Annotated in this window: 20 protein-coding genes and 1 tRNA gene; 8 read left to right on the top strand and 13 right to left on the bottom strand. The window is 37.3% G+C overall.

Annotation, left to right across the window (positions count from 1 at the left end):
• Window position 1: 1 nt before the first annotated feature.
• Together ACR9EA_RS12875 and smpB are read right to left on the bottom strand one after the other, a co-directional pair.
• A complete protein-coding gene (locus ACR9EA_RS12875; RefSeq protein ID WP_435133750.1) occupies window positions 2–1,549 on the bottom strand; it encodes a hypothetical protein in 1,548 nt (515 codons plus the stop codon).
• Window positions 1,550–1,569: 20 nt separating this feature from the next.
• Window positions 1,570–2,028, bottom strand: coding sequence for an SsrA-binding protein SmpB (smpB, locus tag ACR9EA_RS12870; protein WP_435133748.1), 459 nt, complete (start codon window positions 2,026–2,028; stop codon window positions 1,570–1,572).
• A gap of 214 nt (window positions 2,029–2,242) precedes the next feature.
• Between smpB and ACR9EA_RS12865 the strand changes: the two genes are divergently transcribed.
• From ACR9EA_RS12865 to ACR9EA_RS12855, 3 genes are all read left to right on the top strand, one after another.
• Window positions 2,243–2,674 carry a hypothetical protein gene (locus ACR9EA_RS12865; protein ID WP_435133746.1) on the top strand — a complete coding sequence of 144 codons (432 nt, stop codon included), beginning with the start codon at window positions 2,243–2,245 and terminating at the stop codon, window positions 2,672–2,674.
• A 121-nt stretch (window positions 2,675–2,795) separates the two neighbouring features.
• The gene (locus tag ACR9EA_RS12860) at window positions 2,796–3,224 is read left to right on the top strand and encodes a GNAT family N-acetyltransferase (protein WP_435133743.1); all 429 of its coding nucleotides are present in this window, start codon (window positions 2,796–2,798) and stop codon (window positions 3,222–3,224) included.
• A gap of 50 nt (window positions 3,225–3,274) precedes the next feature.
• Window positions 3,275–3,347, top strand: a tRNA-Gly gene (locus tag ACR9EA_RS12855).
• Window positions 3,348–3,381: 34 nt separating this feature from the next.
• Here the strand turns inward: ACR9EA_RS12855 and pepE are convergent.
• Complete coding sequence (gene pepE / locus ACR9EA_RS12850) at window positions 3,382–4,089, bottom strand: dipeptidase PepE (RefSeq protein WP_435133740.1); 708 nt, start codon at window positions 4,087–4,089, stop codon at window positions 3,382–3,384.
• 112 nt (window positions 4,090–4,201) lie between these two features.
• On the opposite strand from pepE, the gene ACR9EA_RS12845 reads away from it, so the two are divergent.
• The 5 genes from ACR9EA_RS12845 (at window position 4,202) to ACR9EA_RS12825 (ending at window position 9,065) form a co-directional block, all read left to right on the top strand.
• Window positions 4,202–4,996 carry a carboxypeptidase-like regulatory domain-containing protein gene (locus ACR9EA_RS12845; protein WP_435133738.1) on the top strand — a complete coding sequence of 265 codons (795 nt, stop codon included), beginning with the start codon at window positions 4,202–4,204 and terminating at the stop codon, window positions 4,994–4,996.
• Between the two features lies 1 nt (window position 4,997).
• Entirely contained in the window at window positions 4,998–5,768 is a 771-nt protein-coding gene (locus tag ACR9EA_RS12840; protein ID WP_435133735.1) for a carboxypeptidase-like regulatory domain-containing protein, read from the top strand.
• A 61-nt stretch (window positions 5,769–5,829) separates the two neighbouring features.
• Window positions 5,830–6,330 carry a DUF6702 family protein gene (locus tag ACR9EA_RS12835; protein ID WP_435133732.1) on the top strand — a complete coding sequence of 167 codons (501 nt, stop codon included), beginning with the start codon at window positions 5,830–5,832 and terminating at the stop codon, window positions 6,328–6,330.
• Between the two features lie 60 nt (window positions 6,331–6,390).
• Window positions 6,391–8,697, top strand: a complete 2,307-nt coding sequence (locus ACR9EA_RS12830; RefSeq protein WP_435133729.1) for a M1 family metallopeptidase — start codon at window positions 6,391–6,393, stop codon at window positions 8,695–8,697.
• Window positions 8,698–8,792: 95 nt separating this feature from the next.
• Window positions 8,793–9,065: a Sec-independent protein translocase subunit TatA/TatB gene (locus ACR9EA_RS12825; RefSeq protein WP_435133726.1), complete on the top strand. Its 273-nt coding sequence runs from the start codon at window positions 8,793–8,795 to the stop codon at window positions 9,063–9,065.
• A gap of 2 nt (window positions 9,066–9,067) precedes the next feature.
• On the opposite strand, the gene ACR9EA_RS12820 is transcribed toward ACR9EA_RS12825, so the two are convergent.
• The 10 genes from ACR9EA_RS12820 to msrA all read right to left on the bottom strand — a co-directional run bounded on the left by ACR9EA_RS12820 (window position 9,068) and on the right by msrA (window position 18,524).
• Window positions 9,068–9,709: an O-methyltransferase gene (locus ACR9EA_RS12820; protein WP_435133723.1), complete on the bottom strand. Its 642-nt coding sequence runs from the start codon at window positions 9,707–9,709 to the stop codon at window positions 9,068–9,070.
• Entirely contained in the window at window positions 9,709–10,791 is a 1,083-nt protein-coding gene (locus ACR9EA_RS12815; protein WP_435133720.1) for an amidohydrolase family protein, read from the bottom strand. The genes ACR9EA_RS12820 and ACR9EA_RS12815 overlap by 1 nt, the downstream gene beginning before the upstream one ends.
• Window positions 10,792–10,793: 2 nt before the next feature.
• Window positions 10,794–11,324 carry a 3-hydroxyanthranilate 3,4-dioxygenase gene (locus ACR9EA_RS12810; protein WP_435133719.1) on the bottom strand — a complete coding sequence of 177 codons (531 nt, stop codon included), beginning with the start codon at window positions 11,322–11,324 and terminating at the stop codon, window positions 10,794–10,796.
• Between the two features lie 162 nt (window positions 11,325–11,486).
• The gene (locus tag ACR9EA_RS12805) at window positions 11,487–11,942 is read right to left on the bottom strand and encodes a hypothetical protein (RefSeq protein ID WP_435133716.1); all 456 of its coding nucleotides are present in this window, start codon (window positions 11,940–11,942) and stop codon (window positions 11,487–11,489) included.
• 200 nt (window positions 11,943–12,142) lie between these two features.
• Window positions 12,143–12,925 (bottom strand): SDR family oxidoreductase, encoded by a 783-nt coding sequence (locus tag ACR9EA_RS12800; protein WP_435133714.1) that lies wholly within the window; start codon window positions 12,923–12,925, stop codon window positions 12,143–12,145.
• A 166-nt stretch (window positions 12,926–13,091) separates the two neighbouring features.
• Window positions 13,092–14,534 (bottom strand): aldehyde dehydrogenase, encoded by a 1,443-nt coding sequence (locus ACR9EA_RS12795; RefSeq protein ID WP_435133712.1) that lies wholly within the window; start codon window positions 14,532–14,534, stop codon window positions 13,092–13,094.
• The gene (locus ACR9EA_RS12790) at window positions 14,531–14,953 is read right to left on the bottom strand and encodes a RidA family protein (protein WP_435133709.1); all 423 of its coding nucleotides are present in this window, start codon (window positions 14,951–14,953) and stop codon (window positions 14,531–14,533) included. The genes ACR9EA_RS12795 and ACR9EA_RS12790 overlap by 4 nt, the downstream gene beginning before the upstream one ends.
• A gap of 14 nt (window positions 14,954–14,967) precedes the next feature.
• The gene (locus ACR9EA_RS12785) at window positions 14,968–16,368 is read right to left on the bottom strand and encodes an FAD-dependent oxidoreductase (protein ID WP_435133706.1); all 1,401 of its coding nucleotides are present in this window, start codon (window positions 16,366–16,368) and stop codon (window positions 14,968–14,970) included.
• Window positions 16,361–17,632, bottom strand: coding sequence for a kynureninase (kynU, locus tag ACR9EA_RS12780; RefSeq protein WP_435133703.1), 1,272 nt, complete (start codon window positions 17,630–17,632; stop codon window positions 16,361–16,363). The genes ACR9EA_RS12785 and kynU overlap by 8 nt, the downstream gene beginning before the upstream one ends.
• A 226-nt stretch (window positions 17,633–17,858) precedes the next feature.
• On the bottom strand, window positions 17,859–18,524 hold the full coding sequence (msrA, locus tag ACR9EA_RS12775; RefSeq protein ID WP_435133700.1) for a peptide-methionine (S)-S-oxide reductase MsrA: 666 nt from the start codon (window positions 18,522–18,524) through the stop codon (window positions 17,859–17,861).
• Window positions 18,525–18,608: the final 84 nt, after the last annotated feature.

Genomic DNA, 18,608 nt, shown 5'->3' with positions numbered 1-18,608 from the left:
ATTAGTTTATACTAATGGGTTGCATCCATTTTGTTCTTAATTTTAATTGTTGCGCTGTTGGTTGTTCCATAACAGAAAACGTATTATTGTCTTCGTTGTAGTCTATACCTATTTTGGCATAATAGGCTTTAATAGGTAACGGGTTGGCGGATTTTATATACTCGTTTAAAAAAGATTCTATTTCTGGATAGGTCGCTTTTACAAAGGTTTCGAAAAAAGTAGTATCATCAAAAGGTGTGTTTGGCCCGTATGCTTTGGCAAGCTTGTTATTAACATCTATATAGCCTGTTTTTCCGTCCGATAATTCCAAAAGTTTAATGTCTAAAAGCCCTGCTACTAAAGCTCCCTTCATGTAAATATTGCCGTATTGTTTTTGGCCTTCTGGACTATACGAGGTTAATGATAAATCTACTAAACTTAAATCTGGATTGTAATATTTAGTGCTTACGGTAATCTTTTTTTCTAAAGTCTTAAAGTAATCTGTGATTGATTTTTGACCAGAGCGAAACAGCATCATGTGTGCAGCCCATTCTGTAGTGCCTTCGTACAGCCATAAATGTCTTGAAGCTACTGGCGATACGAAATTAAATTGATCTACTATTTCGCTGTGAATGTTTAGCGGTGTTACAACATGAAAAAATTCATGCGCTGCAACGTCTAATATTTGAGGTTCTAATTTAGACCAATCATCTTCTTTATAAATGTATTCCGAACTGTAAGAGTGCTCCCATGCACCATTGGTTTTGTCTTCAAAATGAAATAAAAACGTGTAGTTTTTTACAGGTAGACCATTAAGAAATCCGCTAGCCGAAAGCAGCATGTTTTTCATGGATTCTAAAATTTGTTCAGAAGCAATAAGGCCTGTTTTAGAGTAAGTATAAATATCGACATTGGTACCTTGAACATTAACCGAAGCCGTTGTAAGGTTGCCTAATAAAATAGGCGAGTCTACAACCATATCGTAATCTTCGGCATAATAAGTATGGTCTGCGGTTTTTGTTAAAGCAGTACCAATTTGCCATTGTTCAGGATAGTCTAACCGAATGGAAATTGGGGTGTTTTGCATGCCTTTAAAATAGCCAAAAACAGCTTGGCCATTTATAAGCGTGTGGTCGTTTTCTATAGAGGTGCCACACATTAAATAAATATTGTCTTTGCTAACAGGAGTATCCCAAGTTTCGGCGATATTGTAAGTGATTTTAACAATGTTTTCGGGGTGACCTAAATGAAATTGGTTTGTTGAAATTTGTTCTGTTGCAATTTCGTTACCGTCTTTGTCTAGCGCTTTAAAATTGCTAACATATCGGCCAATATCCATAACTTGGTAGGTGCCAGGTGCTGTTGAAGCAAACTGAAAAATATTGTTGTTAGTATCTAATTTTGGAGGGATAACAGTAACCTTATAAGTATCGTTAGATCGATCCATTAAGTTAACCGAAAAGGATACTGGAAGATGTTCTTGTTTGGACGATTCTTTGGTGCTACTGCATGAATATAAAGTAACAATTACAGCAATGCACCAAATTTTTATTGTGGCTTTTATAGTCATAGTTTTAGAGAGTATACCTTTTATTTGTAAATCTTTTTAACGCGATCTAAATTACGTTTGTTGTCGCGATCTTTTATGGTTTCGCGTTTATCGTAAAGTTTTTTACCGCGAGCTAAGGCTATATCTAGTTTAGCAAAGCCTTTGTCGTTAATAAACAGTTTTAGTGGCACTATGGTTAAACCACTGTTTTTAACTTCCTTTTCGAGTTTTTTTAATTCTCGTTTATTAAGTAATAATTTGCGTTCGGCTTTAGGTCTGTGGTTGTAATGGGTACCAAACTTATACTCTTCAACTGTCATGTTAACCACAAATAACTCGCCACGATCGTTAAATTCGCAAAAGCTTTCGGCAATCGATGCCTTACTATTTCTTATAGATTTAATCTCGGTTCCAGAGAGTACAATGCCAGCAGTGTATTTGTCTAGAATTTCGTATAAAAATCGAGCTTTCTTATTTTGTATGTTTATCTTTTTTTGCATAAGGCTTCAAAGGTAATTAATTTAGGTGTAATTTAAAGATTCAAAAAACAAGAATAGAAGGTCTGAATAATGAGGGGTTTATGAGATAATTCTGTAGTTTTTTTGTGAGTAATTAAGTAGTTGTTGAAGGAAAACCATTAAGCATTTACTGGTTTGAGTCATTTTAATTGAAAAAATATAATTACATTTGTCTTAAACTTATTAACAATAAATTATGAAAAAAATAACTTTACTATTTGTTTTTGCATTATTCTGTAGTGCTGCAAGTGTTTTCGGTCAAGCAAGAAAAGAGTTGAATTTTGGACTCGTAGGTGTAAATTACGAAATCCCTGTTCATAAAGACATTACTATTGCTCCAGGAGCTGGTACCAGTTTAGATTTCGATTGGTTAAACTTAGGGGTGAAAGCGAATTATTATTTCGATAATTTATTCGGGCTTACTGCGCCTGCGTGGGATGTATATGGTGGTGCTAATGTTGGTTACGCGGTGTATATGGGTAACGGACATGATGATAGTGATCTTGACTTTGGATTACAAATAGGCGGACGTTGGTTTTGGAACGATAAATGGGGTGTATATTTAGAATTTGCAGGCGGAAACGTTTCTGGGTTATCACCAGGTCTTGGTGTAACCATGAAGTTATAATAGAGTACACTTAAATAATATAAAAAAATGCCTTAAGAAATTTCTTAAGGCATTTTTTTGTTTTTTGTGATTTTGTAAAGCTTAATCTGTTGTATTTTTGCAGCCTCTTAAAATGATCTTCATGCAAAATATAACGTTTAAAACCGTATCGTCTCAATACCTTCCAGAGATTATTCCGTTAATGCAAAAGTTTACCAATAATAAATTTTCCGATGCCGTGTTAACCCAACGTTTTTCGGAAATGTTTAGTCAGAATTACGAGTGTGTTGGTGTTTTTGATGCAGAAAGCCTTATAGGCATTTGTGGTTTATGGTTTTCTACCAGACATTATATAGGGAAAAGTGTAGAGGTAGACCATGTATATATAGATGATTTGTACAGAAATAAAGGTTTAGGGAAGCAACTTTTTAATTGGATTTATGCTTATGCTAAAGCTAAAGGTTGCGAAGGTGCAGAGTTAAATACTTACGTGCAAAATTATGCCTCTCATAAATTTTATTACAATGAAGGCTTTGAAATATTAGGCTATCATTTTTTGAAAAAAATATAAATTTTTCTTGCAAACTAATTAGAAGTTTGTGTATATTTGCCACCGCTAATGCGGGAGTAGCTCAGTTGGTAGAGCGTCAGCCTTCCAAGCTGAATGTCGCCGGTTCGAACCCGGTCTCCCGCTCAAAAGAGCTTCATAGTTTTATGAAGCTCTTTTTTTATGTTAAATAGTTAAGTGTATTGCCAGATTCTAACTCGTACGCGGTTTTATTCTGTTCAAAAATACGGGCGTTAAGTTGCCCTTTTAAGGTGAGTTCCTGCCCATTAACAGCAATCCAACTTCCTTCTCGCAAACCAACCACAGGTTGGGTGTTGTAGCAATGAAATTCGTTAATCCGTGTTTCTCGGGTCTCCCCCATATGTTTGCTGTTTTTGTCTGCATCTAAATAATGCGGATTGATATTGAAAGGCACTAATCCCAAAGTCTTAAAACTAGGTGGCCTTACTATGGGCATATCGTTAGTTGTATTCATAGTTAAGCCACAAATATTACTTCCTGCGCTGGTTCCTAAATACGGAGTGCCTTTTTTTACCTGTTCCTGTAAAGGTGTAATGAGGTTGTTTTGATAGAGCTGGTTTACTAAAACAAAAGTGTTTCCGCCACCTACAAAAATAGCTTCGGCCTGATTTATAGCTTCAGCAGGCGAATCGAAGGAATGGATGCCTTTAACAGTTTTATTAATTTTTGCAAACGCAACCGTTGCCTTATCGGTATACGCATCATGGCTAATACCACCGGGTCTTGCATAAGGTATAAACAAAATGGTTTTAGCCTGTTTAAAAAGTATTTCAAGATCGTTTAACAGGTAATCTAAATAATCACCCCCAAAAAGTGTAGAGGTGCTTGCTATAATCATGTTTTTCATCGTCAGATATTTGTTGTAAATTTATATAATAGCTCCTTTTAACAAAAATTTAAATGATGCTAACAATTACTTAAGACACGAAGTAACTAACTTTATTGCAAATAGAATTTTTATGAAACACTTTTTACTCTTTATCATTTTTATAATAGCTGTGCCAGTAATTAAGGCGCAAAACCTAGATCGTGTTCTCGTTAAGGGGAATATTGTAGTTGTAAATACCAGCGATATCGAAGGTGTAACAGTTTACAATACGTCTTCAAATATTGGTACGGTTACAGATGAAAATGGGTATTTCGAGATTCAGGTTAGGCTGCTCGACGAAATTGAATTTCACGCACTGCAATTCGAAACCATTAAAATTAAAATAGATGAAGATGTTATAAAATCTCAGCAATTAACCGTTTTTTTAGTAGAACACGTTAATCGTTTAAATGAGGTTGTAATATTCCCTTACGGATTGTCGGGTGTGTTGCATGAAGATTTAGAAAAAATAAAAACCTTTAGTCCTGATCTTAGCTCTATTAACATGGCATTTGGCGATATTACAGCTTATGAATTTGCAGACGATTATCACTCAAAAGTAGATAACACCATCATGCGCCAAGGCGAATTTTATAATGGTACCGATTTGGTTAAAATTACCAATTGGCTTATAAAACCTCTTTTTGGAACTAAAGAAAGCCGTCAGGCGAAAGCGATTAAAGATACCGATAAAAGTTTAGGTATACGTGGTGTATATTCGCAAACTTTTATTGCAGATAATTTTGATATTCCAGGAAATAGAGTCGATGAATTTATTAATTATATCGATGCTAAGGGGGTAGATCCCGAATTGTACGAGTCTGGCAAGGAACTCGATTTGTTAGAATACCTGTCAGAGCAAAGTAAAATATTTTTAAATCAATAAGGTGTTTCATCTTAAAAACGTAATGCTATTTTCGGGAATATGTTGTATTTCTACAGTATTGCATGCGCAACATACCGAAATAAAAGGTACTGTTTCTGGTCAAGACGATATCGAAAACATTCACGTTATAAATAAAACCTCTAAACGCTTTACCATAACAAACGCCAAGGGGCAGTTTACGGTTGAAGCCAAACTTAACGACACTATTGAGTTTAGTGCCTTGCAGTACACCACCAAAACAATTGTTATTGATGTTGCTACGTTAAACAGTAAAACGATGCATGTGGATTTAAATGAAGAAGTAAATGTGTTAAACGAGGTGTTGGTAGGTAAGGTTTTAACTGGGAATTTGTTGCTAGATGTACAGAATTCTACTGCCGAACCCGAAATTAATTTTTACGATGTGGGTATTCCTGGGTATACAGGTAAACAAAAAACTCAGGCCGAACGGCGCTTGCACGAAGCGACAACAGGCGGGGGTATAGTGCCTTTAAACCCTATACTAAATGGTATATCTGGGCGAACTAAAATGTTAAGGCATCATATAGATTTAGAACGTCGAGACGATTTAATCCATCGTATAAAAACACGCTTGTCCCACGATTTTTTTAGCGAACATCCGTTAGATGAGTCTCGTAGAATGGATTTTTTGTACTTCTGTGCAGACGACCCCAATTTTAATAAGCGCTGTAAGGATAAAAGCGATGTTGAAGTACTTCAATTTTTAAACGAAAAATATCAGCAATATCGAGCTAATCTAAAATCAGATTAAATTATAGCTAAATCTTTGTAAAGTCTGTAAAATCACTACATTTGCGAGATAACACGAGTTTATGAAGCAACTTAACTATCTTTTTCTAGTAGTTGTTTTTTCTGTAATGGCATTTGCTGTGCCTCATAAATATTATGTTAGCATTACAGAAATTGATTTTGTAGAAAAAGAACAATCGGTGCAAATTATCAGTCGTATTTTTATAGACGATTTAGAAAAGCTCATGCGCCAAAGATTCGATAATACGTTAAGGTTGGGTAAAAACGAGTCTTCCGAAGTCGATTTTTATCTAGCAAAGTACTTGCAGGAAAAAATGCGCATAGAAATTAATGGCGCGCCTGTGCAGTTAAAAGTTTTAGGAAAGCAATACGATGACGATTTAGCTATTTGTTTTATAGAAATTTTAAATGTAAACACCATAAAATCCTTCCAGATATCAAATCAGGTGCTAATGGATGTTTACCCCGAACAACAAAATATCGTTAGAGTAAAGGTAGGTGGTAATAAAAAAAGTCTAATTTTAACCTATCAGAATGATAAAGGATTGTTAAAGTTTAATTGAATTGCCCTTAAAAAATCATAAAAATATTAATTTTCACCCCTTATAGTAACACAATTAAATATGAAAAAACTAAAGTATCTTTTTCTTTCGGCTGTTTTCATTTCGGCCAGTACTCTGGCTCAGGAGCAGCCTAAGCCAGAACGCCAACCAGGGCATACCAATACCAACAAGTTTAAACAGCTATACGACGAGTTTTCTACTCCAAATATGTATAGAGCAGCTTCTGGAGCTCCTGGTTCTGCCTATTATCAGCAACAGGCAGATTATAAAATGGACATCACATTAGATGATAAAGATGCTAAAATATCTGGTTTCGAAACAATTACCTATTCAAACAATTCGCCAGACGTTTTAAAATATTTATGGGTACAGTTAGACCAAAATATGCGTGCTAAAGATTCTAAAACACCTTTAATTGAAGGTGGTGGCGTTTCTCAGGCACAACAGCCTGCTGGTTTTGTTTCTGATTATATGAAAGAACCTTTCGATGGTGGTTTTAATATCGAAGAAGTAAAAGACACCAAAGGAAATGCTTTAGCACATACCATTAATAGAACCATGATGCGTGTAGAATTGCCTACACCTTTAAAATCTGGCGAAAAATTTTCATTCTCTATCAAATGGTGGTATAATATAAACAATCACGTAGAAGGTCGCGGACGTTCGGGTTACGAATATTTTCCAGAAGATGGAAACCGTGCCTATGTAATTGCACAGTTTTATCCAAGAATGGCAGTGTATAACGATGTAGAAGGTTGGCAAAACTCTCAGTTCTGGGGGCGCGATGAATTTGCCTTGCCGTTTGGCGATTTTGAAGTGAATATTACTGTGCCAGCCGACCATATTTTAGATGGTACTGGAGAGTTAGTAAACCGTAAAGAAGTGTTTACTAAAGAGATGATGAAGCGTTACGAACAAGCAAAAAAATCGTACGACAAGCCAGTTATAATTGTAACCCAGAAAGAGGCTGAAGCTGCAGAGAAATCAGCTTCAACTAAAACGAAAACTTGGAAATTGCATGCTAAAAATGTACGTGATTTTGGATTTGCAACATCTAGAAAGTTCGTTTACGACATGATGGCCGTTAAAATTGGTAATAAAGATGTTATGGCAGTGTCTATGTATCCTAAAGAAGGAAACCCGCTTTGGGAAGAATGGTCTACAAAAGCTGTTGCTGCAACTTTAAAATCGTACTCACGTATGACTTTCGATTACCCATACCATAAAGCCATTTCTGTACATGCTAAAAACCAAGGGATGGAATATCCTATGATTTGTTGGAACTATGGCCGTCCTGATAAGGATGGTAAGTATTCCGACCGTGTTAAATTTGGAATGATTAGCGTAATTATTCACGAAGTTGGGCATAACTTCTTCCCAATGATTGTGAATAGTGATGAGCGCCAATGGACATGGATGGACGAAGGACTTAATACCTTTTTAGAATATGTTGCCGAGCAAGATTTTGGTAAACAATATCCAGAAGTGTTATCTGCTGGCGAAACCGAATACCCTTCAAGACGTGGTCCTGCTCCAAAAATTATTCCTTATATGTCTGGCAACCAAGATTTCATTGCGCCAATAATGACTAAAGGATTAAACACCTATCAGTTTGGTAACAATGCTTACGGTAAGCCTGCTACAGCTTTAAATATTTTAAGAGAGACCGTAATGGGGCGTGAGTTGTTCGATTATGCGTTTAAAGAATATGCAAACCGATGGATGTTTAAACACCCAACTCCAGAAGATTTCTTTAGAACTATGGAAGATGCTTCGGCATTCGATTTAGATTGGTACTGGAGAGGTTGGTTTTACACTACAGATTATGTAGATATAGGTGTAAAAGATGTTAAGAAATACTACGTGTCTTCAGAAATTAACGAGTACACCAAAAACTTAGCAAAACAATACGGTATGCAAGTAAGCGAATTGCCTCCGCTAGTATATATGGTAGAAGAAGGAAGTGAAGAGTTTAAAGAAAGTTTGAAAAGCGGAAATGCTATAGAAAATTCGCCTACATTAAAAGAATACATGATGGATAACTTTACGCCGGAAGAGCGTAAAACACTTAAAGAACCAAAGTATTTTTATAATGTAACTTTCGAAAAGCCAGGTGGTTTGGTTATGCCAATTATTGTAGAGTATAAATTTGCAGATGGTACCACTAAAACCGAAACGTATCCAGCTCAAATTTGGAGACTGAACGATAAAGAAGTAAGTAAATCTGTTGCTTCCGATAAGGAAATTGTAAGCATTACAGTAGATCCAAAAATGGAGACTGCCGATATAGATACTTCTAATAACTCTTGGCCTAGAGAAGTTCAAAAAAGTGAATTCGATACGTTTAAAGAACAATCGAAAAACTAAAAGGAAAAATTAATGTTAAAGCCGACTTATAAAAGTCGGCTTTTTGTTTTTTGTAAATAAACACTTAGTATATTTGCAACGATATACAGTAATTTATGTTTTTATTTATTAGCGGTGCAGAAATAATTTTTATACTATTTATAATAGTTATGGTTTTTGGTGCAGATAAAGTGCCAGAAATAGCACGTGGTTTGGGTAAAGGGATTAGCCAAATAAAAAATGCTACTAACGATATTAAGCACGAAATCACCAAGAGTGCCGATAAATCGGGTATAGATACCTCTGTCGCTAAAGATGTTCAAGACCAGCTTAACCAGGTTAAAGACGATCTTGAAGAGTTTACAGGTTCTGTTAGACGAAAAATTTAAACTTACTTTTTGCGGCTAATTGTTAGGCCATCTCTTACAGATAGTAAAACCGTTTCTAAACGCTTGTCTTCTTTTAAAAGTGTATTATATTCCAAAACCGCTTGTGTGGCAAGATCTTTTGGGTTTACAGGCTCTATTACTTTACCGCTCCAAAGAACATTGTCCGATAAAATAATACCGCCAGGGTTTAATTTATCGATAATGGCATGGTAATATGCAATATAATTTTCTTTGTCGGCATCCATAAAAATAAGATCGAATTGCTCGTTAAGACTCGGAATAATATCTAAAGCGTGCCCCAAATGTTGTTTGATTTGATGGCCATATATAGAAGCATCAAAATACTTGCGCTGAAAATCGTAGAGTTCTTCATTTATATCTATTGTGTGTAAAATGCCGTCTTTTTGTAAACCTTCGGCCATACATAAAGCAGAGTAGCCAGTATAAGTGCCTATTTCTAAAATGGTTTTTGGGTTTACAAGTTTAGAAATCATACTTAAAATACGCCCCTGATAATGTCCGCTAAGCATACGCGGTTGTAAAATCTTTTGATGCGTTTCGCGGGTTAATTTTTGAAGTAATTCTGGTTCGTTTTCGGTATGCTCTACTATATAATTACTTAATTGCTCGGGTAAAAAGTCCATTAGTTTAAAATCCTATGTATTAATTGTTGTTTTGCTTTGTCGTCATCGCCACACAGCCATTGTATGACGTTGTCTTCCCAAATAGCATCGTAATCGCTTTGCGATATAATGCTGCGCTCTATGGCTAGATCTAAAATTTTTCCGGGGTAAGACGATTGTTTAATGCTTTCCATTTCACCAAGTGGATATGGGTCGTCTAGCCCCATAATTACTTGTTTAGCGCCTTGGTTTTCTACCAAGAGTTTTAGCGATCCGGTGTCGTGTACCAAGGTGTCGAAAAATATATTTTTGTGGCCAACAGCTTTTCTGGGGTGGTGCTTGCCTTCAAATAAATCGGGTCTTCCATCAAAACCTTGTATTCTTCGTCCTAAATTTATTTGAGCTAATTGTCCGCCGTGGGCAAAACAAGTACGCATGTTAGGAAATTTTTCTTGGTATCCGTTTAATGTTAAAAAGTGATAAGCATCGGCACATTGGGCGAGCATCCAAATAAGATGAAAACGCCAAGAGGTGTTCTCTAGTTTAATAAATTTTTCGCCATCGTACGGATGAATTTCTACTGCCAGATTGTACTTGCTGGCCAATTCAAAAATAGGTTCGTTTTCTTCATCAAAAATACAACGCCAAGTTCCTATAGTGTCCATATAATGGGTAGGAAGGCAAAGTAACTGTAGACCTAATTCTTCTACGCAACGTTCAATTTCCCATAGAGCACCACGAACAAATCCTGGGTGCACAACAAAGCCACAAGTAAATTTGCTAGGGTGGTCGTGTTGTATGCGGGCATTAAAATCGTTTTGAAACCGAAGTGCTTGTTTCATCTCTTCAACGCGTAAACCGTTGCCGTATAGCTGCGATAAATTAAGTACTACGGCATGGTCTATTTTAAAGCGCTCCATCCAGGCTAGTTTTTCCTGTAAAAAAAAACTAGAGTCTGTTACGGGGCGGCTCCAGTCTTTTTGGAGCATGAATTTTCGGTCTTTATCTACCCAAAAAATACCTTTGTCTTTCATAAATTGGGGTATTTCTTCGGGGTAAGGCAATAGGTGCGAATGGCCGTTTATTCGAAGCTTGCGTGTCATGATTAAAGTTTTACAGGTTTAGGAGGTTGCATAACCGCACTGCAATTCGGGCACGTGCGTTTTAATTTATCGCTGTAATACGTGTCGAAAATTTTAGGCATATCGGTTTCAATGTTTTTAACTGTAAAATTTTCTTCGTATAATTTTGTGGTACATTGTTCGCAATACCAAACCAAGGCATCTTTCATACCTTCTGGACGTTTATATTCTATAACCAGTCCAACAGTATTGGCGCCTCTTTGCGGCGAGTGCGGTACTTTTGGCGGCAATAAATAAATGTCGCCTTCTTTAATGTGCACGTCTTTAGGCTCGCCATTATCTATTATTTTTAAAACGATATCGCCTTCTACCTGATAAAAAAATTCGGGTGTTTCGTTATAATGATAATCTTTTCTGCTGTTAGGCCCACCAACAACCATAACAATAAAATCGCCATCTTTCCAGACCACTTTATTGCCAACTGGAGGTTTTAAAAGATGTCTGTGTTCTTCTATCCAAGCTTTAAAATTTAATGGCGAAACTAACTGGCTCATGGTATATGGTTTTGGGCGTGCCTGTTGTCCATTTACAAAATGTATAACAGTCGGGCTTTACGCTGTATCTTTTTAAACTTTTAAAGTTTAAAAAGGATGTCGCTGCAATCCCTCACGCAAATTAATATTCGATTTTTGCTATTAAAGTTACAAACTTTAAACTCAATTTTCATGATAGTCTTTGCTCTTTATTTCTTTACCTTTTCTTAAAAATAAATCTAAAACTTCAAAATTAGGTTTGCTAAGGTCTAAAGCCACGTAAATCTGGTACACTTGTTTAAGGCCTTTTTTTCGTTCTTTAAAAATATTGCGCTCGTACCATACTATTGTAGTGTCGTCTGGCACTGTAGTTGTACTTTGTTTGGTAATGCTTTTTTGCGGATAGGTTTTGTTTAAATATCCAGACTCTATGTTTAGGTACACCTTATCTACAACATCTGGCCGAATAACATGCGGATAGATATTTTCATGCTGGTCAAACTGAATCCAGTTAACCACTTGCTCTATGGTTTGCTTGTCGCTGATATTGGCATTGGTGTAGTTTTTAATTTGTATTTGCGCAATAGCGTTTATACTTGCTGTAACGAATACAAATGCGAGTAAAGCATATTTTCTCATTGGTCTCAGTCGTTAGTTGAAACTATGCACTTTTAGTGCAAGACTTTCAGTTTCTATAAATATTTTTGCGCCACGAATGCACGAATATTTGACATAGTTTTTTTAGAAATATTCGTGTATTTGTGGCTAAAACGAACACAAATAATCAGACTTTCAGTCTGTTTTCAAACCTATGGACTTCCAGTCTATAGTGGTTTAGTTTAAAGACTTTTTGTGCGACCACCATCAACAGGTAAATTTACACCGTTTATATAGGCGGCCTGCTCGCTAGCTAAAAAAGTAATTGCGGCAGCAGTTTCTTCGGGTTTGGCAAAGCGTTTGGCTGGAATAGCGTTTTTCATGGCTGTGGCGGTGTCTTCTTCCGTTAGGCCAGATTTATCAGATTTGTTTTTGATTATTTCGCTAAGACGCTCTGTATCTGTTGCGCCAGGAAGTACATTGTTAACTGTAATGCCAAAAGGCCCTAGTTCGTTGGCTAGTGTCTTGCTCCAGCTGGCTACAGCTCCTCTAATGGTATTACTAACGCCAAGCCCGTCTAAGGGTTGTTTTACCGAAGTAGAAATTACATTTATAATACGCCCATATCCTGCTGTTTTCATAAACGGGGTAAGGGTTTGCACGAGTATGTGATTGCATTTTAGATGTTGTGTGAATGCCGATTCGAATGCGCTTAACGTGGCAGAAATAATGGGGCCGCCAGCTGGGCCACCAGTATTGTTTACCAAAATATGAAAGCCGTGTTTTGTTTCAATGTAAGCGTTTAGTTTGTCTTTAAGGTGGTCTGGGTTCGCAAAATCGGCAACTATGTAATCGTGTAAATCTGGATTTGGCAAACTCGATAATACTGCTTTCAATTTGTTTTCGTTTCGGGCAATTAAAGTTACAATAGCGCCTTCTTCGGCTAAAAGCATAGCGGTTGCTTTACCTATTCCTGCTGTGCTGCCACAAACTAAGGCATATTTTTTATCTAGATTTAAATTCATTTTTTTATAAAATTTATCAGTTTAATAATTAAAAGTAGACCGATTAATATATACAGGATATAGGTTAACGGACTTGCTCTATGGTGTCTTTTCTTGTCCTTTTTAGTGTTTCTATATTTAACATGTTCAAAGAGCTCTAAAAGATTGGCAATTAGGTCTGTCATAATCAATATTGAATGCAAACATTTTTAGGTTCTGTAAAAAAGCGCAAGGCTTCAAAGCCGCCTTCTCTGCCTACACCAGAAGCTTTGGTGCCGCCAAAAGGGGTGCGTAGGTCGCGCATCATCCAGGTATTAACCCAAACAATTCCCGTTTGTAACTCGGAGCTTAAGCGCATGGTGCGTTTTAAGTTGTTGGTCCAAAGTGTGGCGGATAGGCCATAAGGTACTTGGTTCGCTAGATTTAGGGCTTCAGTTTCGGTTTTAAACGGCATAAGGGTTACTACAGGGCCAAAAATTTCTTCTTGGTTTAAACGACAGTCGTTCGTTGTTACTTCAATAACAGTGGGTTCTAAATAGAAACCGTTTTCTAAATGAGGTACGGTAACCTCGTTGCCTCCACATAAAACAGTGGCTTGTTCTTCTTTAGACAATGCAATGTATTGCTTCACTTTCTCTAAATGGGCTTTAGATACTAAAGCGCCGATTCGTGTGTTTTTATCTGAAGGATCTCCAATTTTTAGGGCTTTAACTTTAGCAATAAAGTCTGTTTTAAATCGGTCGTAAATAGAAGCTTCTACAAAAATGCGGCTGCCACATAAGCAAATTTGCCCCTGATTGGCAAAGGAAGACCTTACCGTGGTTTCTAGCATCAGATCGTAATCGCAGTCGCCGAAAATAATATTTGGGTTTTTACCGCCTAACTCTAAGGAAAGTTTTTTAAAAAGCGGAGCGGCTACCGCTGCGATTTGCGCTCCAGTTTTAGTTCCTCCAGTAAACGAAATGGCTTTAATTTGCGGATACGCTACTATGGCTTGCCCCGTAGTGGCGCCCAAACCGTGTATAATGTTTAAAACGCCCTTTGGTAAACCTGCTTCGTTACAAATGTTACCAAGTAAATAGGCGGTTACGGGTGTAATTTCGCTAGGTTTGGCAACAACGCAATTTCCAGCGGCAAGGGCAGGAGCTATTTTCCATGTAAATAAATACAACGGAAGGTTCCAGGGCGAAATGCAACCCACAATTCCTATGGGCTGTCTTAAGGTGTAGTTAATGGCATTGTGGCCTACACTCTCGTGGCTTTCGCTTGCAAATTGGGTAATTGCATTCCCAAAAAATCGAAAATTACTAGCCGCTCTAGGGATGTCTACTGTTGTGGCTAAACTTATCGGTTTACCGTTATCAAGACTCTCGGCTTTGGCAAAACGATCTAGATTGGCTTCTAATAAATCTGAAATTTTTAAAAGAATTTTACTGCGTTCTTCTATGGTGGTTTTGGACCATATTGGGAAAGCGTTTGCTGCGGCGGTATAGGCCTCTTGGACGTCGTTCTGGTCTGAGTTCGGAATTTTACCGTATACTTGGCCGTTGGCAGGGCAAATATTATCAATCCAATTATTGTTAATTGGATTAACGTAATGGCCATTTATAAAGTTCTGAAGCTGATTCATGACTTTGGTTTGTAAGCAGTCACTTTAATTTCTACAACTAAATCGGGATGAGGTAATTGATGAACAGCAACAGTGGTTCGGGTAGGGCCATCGGTCTTACTGAAAAATTCGGCGTACGCGGTATTGTAACCCGCAAAATCGTTCATGTTAACCAAAAACGAAGTGACATCTACAACATCTTGTAACGTAGCTTGTTCGGTGGCTAAAATATCTTTAATATTTTCGATTACAGCTTTGGTTTGTTCGTATATGTCTAGTTTTTTAGTGCCCATGTTGTCTACTAATTCTACTCCAGCAAACGAATTATCTGCACGTCTAGAACTGGTGCCCGACACAAATAAAAAATCACCGGCACGTTTAATATGTGGGTAGGCACCGCGAGGTGTTGCTTTGCCTTCAATTACTTTTCCTGTACTCATATTTGGTTTAGATGTTATTGCATGGTTTTGGCCATGCGGTCTTCGTTTAAAATGTTTGTGGTCTCCGTTATAACTTTTTCTAAAATGCTTCGTAAATCATCGTTTACAGAAATGGTTTTGTCGCTAAGCATATTTAACAGCGCTTTGTCTTGGGCTCGACCTTTAAGTAAGGCCTCTTGATAGCCAATATTTTCGTTGAAAGTAACGAGTGAATATTTTGATGCGTAATCGTTGGGAAATGATTTTTCTAAAGCCATTTCTATGGCGCGTTTTTCTCTAAAAATAGGAAGATTTACATGTCCCTTCATTTCGTGAAAATTGTCTATTGCCAAATCTGCAATTGCATCGGTGTCTTTTTTTCTTAGGGATTCAAACCTTTTGAATACATGCTCCCAGCTGTCGTGATTGCTGTCTAAAACGGTATCTAAAACGGTAATGTCTTCAAAAGAAGCATTCATTCCTTGACCATAAAACGGAACAATTGCATGGGCAGCATCACCCAATAAAAGCGTGTTGCCTTTGTAATGCCAAGGCGAACATTTTACAGTGCCTAATGGCGAAGTTGGGTTTTTAAAAAACTCATCGGCTAAATTTGGCATAACCTGCAAAGCGTCTTTAAAGTAGCGGTTAAAGAATTCTAAAACACGTTCTTTTGTAGTTAAATTATTGAAATTGTATTCGCCTTCGTCAAAACTTAAAAATAAGGTTACCGTAAAGCTGCCATCTAAGTTAGGTAAGGCAATGAGCATGAAAGCATCCCGTCCCCAAATATGTAGGGCGTTTTTATGAATGTTGTAGTCGCCAGTTTCAGTAGGGGGTATGCTTAGTTCTTTATAGCCGTGGGTGAGGTAGTTTTGAGAGAAACTAAACAAGAATTTCTTACCGAGATAGTAACTTTTTCGCAATGCCGATCCGGCACCATCTGTGCCAAAAATAACATCGGCTGTAATGGTTATTTCAGATTTAGTTTTGTATTGATAAAATGTTGCTGTTGTATTCTCGAAATCGACAGCATTACATTTATGATTAAAAATGAGAGTGACATTAGGCAGCGCTTCGGCTTCATTTAATAGCAAGGCATTTAAGTCGCTGCGCGATATCGAATTGATATATTCGTGAGCTCTTCCGCTATAGGGTGCTAAAACCGTTTGTCCTGTTACATCATGAAGCATACGACCATGCATGGGGATGCATAAAGGTGTTACTTTGTCTTGAATACCTGTTAGTGTAATGGCTTTTAAACCGCGGTCGGAAAAGGCTAAATTTATTGAGCGCCCAGCACTAATATCTACTGTTCTTAAATCGGGGCGTTTTTCGTAAACGGTTACCTTGTACCCTCTTTGCCCCATGCGGAGCGCCAATAACGAACCGCAAAGCCCAGCGCCAATAATTACAATATGGTCGTTTTTAGTCATTGAGTACGGATTTTAATTTTTCAACCATAAGATAAACATCTTTAAACGAATTATAAAGCGGTACCGGCGCACATCGAATAACATCGGGCTCGCGCCAATCGCTAATAACTCCTGCGGCTGTAAGCTTTTGGAATAAAGACTTATTGGCGTTTTTTACCTGAATGGATAATTGGCATCCACGTTCGTCAGGGTTTTTTGGAGTAATTATTTTTATGTTTTTGTTGTTGAGCTGTTCTATTAAATATTCGAAATAAGCTGTGAGTTGTCTGCTCTTGTTTACTAGAGCATCCATTCCTGCATTATTAAAAATATCTAGAGACGCTTTTATGGCAGCCATAGATAGAATAGGCGGGTTGCTTAATTGCCAGCCTTCGGCGCCTGGTAAGACGTCAAACTCGTCTCGCATATTAAAACGAGTGTCTTTATTGTGGCTCCACCAACCTGTAAAGCGGTTTAGTGCAGGATTATGAGCATGACGTTCGTGAACAAAACAGCCTGCTAAGCTTCCCGGGCCAGAATTCAGGTATTTATAGGTGCACCATACTGCAAAATCGGCACCGCTGTCGTGTAAATTTAAGTGCACGTTTCCAGCACCATGTGCACAGTCAAACCCAACCATACAACCTTGTTTGTGGGCTAAGGTTGCAATACGCTTTAAATCGAAGAATTGTCCTGTGTAATAATTCACACCGCCAATCATAACTAGAGCAATCTCGTGGCCTTGAGTGTTTAAAATGTGCTCTAAATCGTTGTAAGATGCAAGTTCATTTTCTTTTGATGGTTTCCAAAGAATTAATCCTTCTTTGTCGTCGTATCCGTGATGTCTTAATTGCGATTCGACGGCATATTTATCGGATGGAAACGCATCGGCTTCAATTAAAATTTTATAACGTTTAGCAGTGGGTTTGTAAAACGAAACCATCATAAAATGTAAGTTGGCTGTAAGTGTATTCATAACCACTACTTCTATAGGTTTTGCACCAACAATTTTGGCCATGCTTTTGGTTAAAAACTCATGATAATGTAACCACGGGTTTTTAGCTTCGGTGTGGCCTTCTACACCTAAATTCGCCCAATCTTCCAATTCTTGGTTTATATAGGCTTTTGTGGTTTTAGGTTGGAGTCCTAAAGAATTTCCGGTAAGATAAATTAAATCGTTTCCAGCAGCGTCTTTAGGAATATGAAATTGATTTCTGTATGCAGCTAAAATATCGTTTTGGTCGAGACTTAAGGCGTATTCAAGTCCGGGTTGAAATGTTGACAATGTGTGTGGGGTTTTTGCGTTTCTAACAAAAATAAGAATTATAAACTAAGTTAAGAAGCGAAAAGGTGTTGTTAACAGTGCAAAAAACAAAAACGCTTCAACTGTGTTACAATTGAAGCGTTCCTCATATATATAGGCGCATAATGCGGAATATTCTATAAAATATATACGGATTTGAAGACCGTTTTAGATGTTAACGAGTGTTAAAACTCAATGAAAAATATATTTATTTTTCACTTTTTTTAATGAGTTCGGGAAAATTAGCCTTAAATGTATTGAGTCTAGGAATTGATACATTTTGAATGTAGCCGCTGTTTGGATTACAGGTTTTGTAATTTTGATGGTAGTCTTCGGCGACCCAGAATTTTTGAAACGGATAGACTTCTACGCTAATAGGGTGGCCTAAATGTTTGGTTAAAGTGTTTATTTTTTGCTCAATAAGTTGTTTTTGGGAGTCGTTCTGATAAAAAATGACAGAGCGATATTGCGAGCCGCGGTCGGGACCTTGTCCGTTTGTTTGTTTTAGGTCTTGCGATCCGAAATAGACATCTACTAAAGTTTCAAAACTTACTTCCTGCGGATTGTAAATAACTTCAACGGCTTCGGTGTGACCGGTTTTTCCAGTGTTGCTTAAGGCGTAGGTTGGGTTTTTGGTATGTCCGCCAGAATATCCAGAGATCGCTTCCTTAACCCCAATAACACTTTCGTAAATAGATTCTACACACCAAAAGCAACCACTCGCAAAGTATGCGCGGGCTTCTGTTTTTGTGGCTTTGGTTTGTACGGGCTTGGCATTAATTACAGCCTGTTGTTTGGTGTTTTGTGCGTTGTTTTCGCAACTGAACGCTAAACAGATAATGAATGTTAATGCTATAGGGTTTAAGATTTTCATGTGTCCTTTTTTTTATGTTGTCGGAGAAATTCACGAAACCTTAAGGATCGAACAAATAAAAAACGCCTAACCTTATCAGTTAAG

The organism is Formosa sp. A9 (assembly GCF_051200825.1).
Lineage (GTDB): Bacteria > Bacteroidota > Bacteroidia > Flavobacteriales > Flavobacteriaceae > Formosa.
Note: the sequence above shows the minus strand (reverse complement) of the source record. Positions and strands in the feature narration are given on the sequence as shown.

What these genes read in the sequence shown, in the direction of transcription:
- ACR9EA_RS12800 (WP_435133714.1), bottom strand. Translation starts at nt 12,925, where the DNA reads ATGAATTTAAATCTAGATAAAAAATATGCCTTAGTTTGTGGCAGCACA.
- ACR9EA_RS12845 (WP_435133738.1), top strand. Translation starts at nt 4,202, where the DNA reads ATGAAACACTTTTTACTCTTTATCATTTTTATAATAGCTGTGCCAGTA.
- msrA (WP_435133700.1), bottom strand. Translation starts at nt 18,524, where the DNA reads ATGAAAATCTTAAACCCTATAGCATTAACATTCATTATCTGTTTAGCG.
- ACR9EA_RS12830 (WP_435133729.1), top strand. Translation starts at nt 6,391, where the DNA reads ATGAAAAAACTAAAGTATCTTTTTCTTTCGGCTGTTTTCATTTCGGCC.
- pepE (WP_435133740.1), bottom strand. Translation starts at nt 4,089, where the DNA reads ATGAAAAACATGATTATAGCAAGCACCTCTACACTTTTTGGGGGTGAT.
- ACR9EA_RS12805 (WP_435133716.1), bottom strand. Translation starts at nt 11,942, where the DNA reads ATGAGAAAATATGCTTTACTCGCATTTGTATTCGTTACAGCAAGTATA.
- ACR9EA_RS12790 (WP_435133709.1), bottom strand. Translation starts at nt 14,953, where the DNA reads ATGAGTACAGGAAAAGTAATTGAAGGCAAAGCAACACCTCGCGGTGCC.
- ACR9EA_RS12820 (WP_435133723.1), bottom strand. Translation starts at nt 9,709, where the DNA reads ATGGACTTTTTACCCGAGCAATTAAGTAATTATATAGTAGAGCATACC.
- ACR9EA_RS12785 (WP_435133706.1), bottom strand. Translation starts at nt 16,368, where the DNA reads ATGACTAAAAACGACCATATTGTAATTATTGGCGCTGGGCTTTGCGGT.
- ACR9EA_RS12865 (WP_435133746.1), top strand. Translation starts at nt 2,243, where the DNA reads ATGAAAAAAATAACTTTACTATTTGTTTTTGCATTATTCTGTAGTGCT.
- ACR9EA_RS12860 (WP_435133743.1), top strand. Translation starts at nt 2,796, where the DNA reads ATGCAAAATATAACGTTTAAAACCGTATCGTCTCAATACCTTCCAGAG.
- ACR9EA_RS12825 (WP_435133726.1), top strand. Translation starts at nt 8,793, where the DNA reads ATGTTTTTATTTATTAGCGGTGCAGAAATAATTTTTATACTATTTATA.
- ACR9EA_RS12815 (WP_435133720.1), bottom strand. Translation starts at nt 10,791, where the DNA reads ATGACACGCAAGCTTCGAATAAACGGCCATTCGCACCTATTGCCTTAC.
- ACR9EA_RS12795 (WP_435133712.1), bottom strand. Translation starts at nt 14,534, where the DNA reads ATGAATCAGCTTCAGAACTTTATAAATGGCCATTACGTTAATCCAATT.
- ACR9EA_RS12875 (WP_435133750.1), bottom strand. Translation starts at nt 1,549, where the DNA reads ATGACTATAAAAGCCACAATAAAAATTTGGTGCATTGCTGTAATTGTT.
- smpB (WP_435133748.1), bottom strand. Translation starts at nt 2,028, where the DNA reads ATGCAAAAAAAGATAAACATACAAAATAAGAAAGCTCGATTTTTATAC.
- ACR9EA_RS12810 (WP_435133719.1), bottom strand. Translation starts at nt 11,324, where the DNA reads ATGAGCCAGTTAGTTTCGCCATTAAATTTTAAAGCTTGGATAGAAGAA.
- ACR9EA_RS12835 (WP_435133732.1), top strand. Translation starts at nt 5,830, where the DNA reads ATGAAGCAACTTAACTATCTTTTTCTAGTAGTTGTTTTTTCTGTAATG.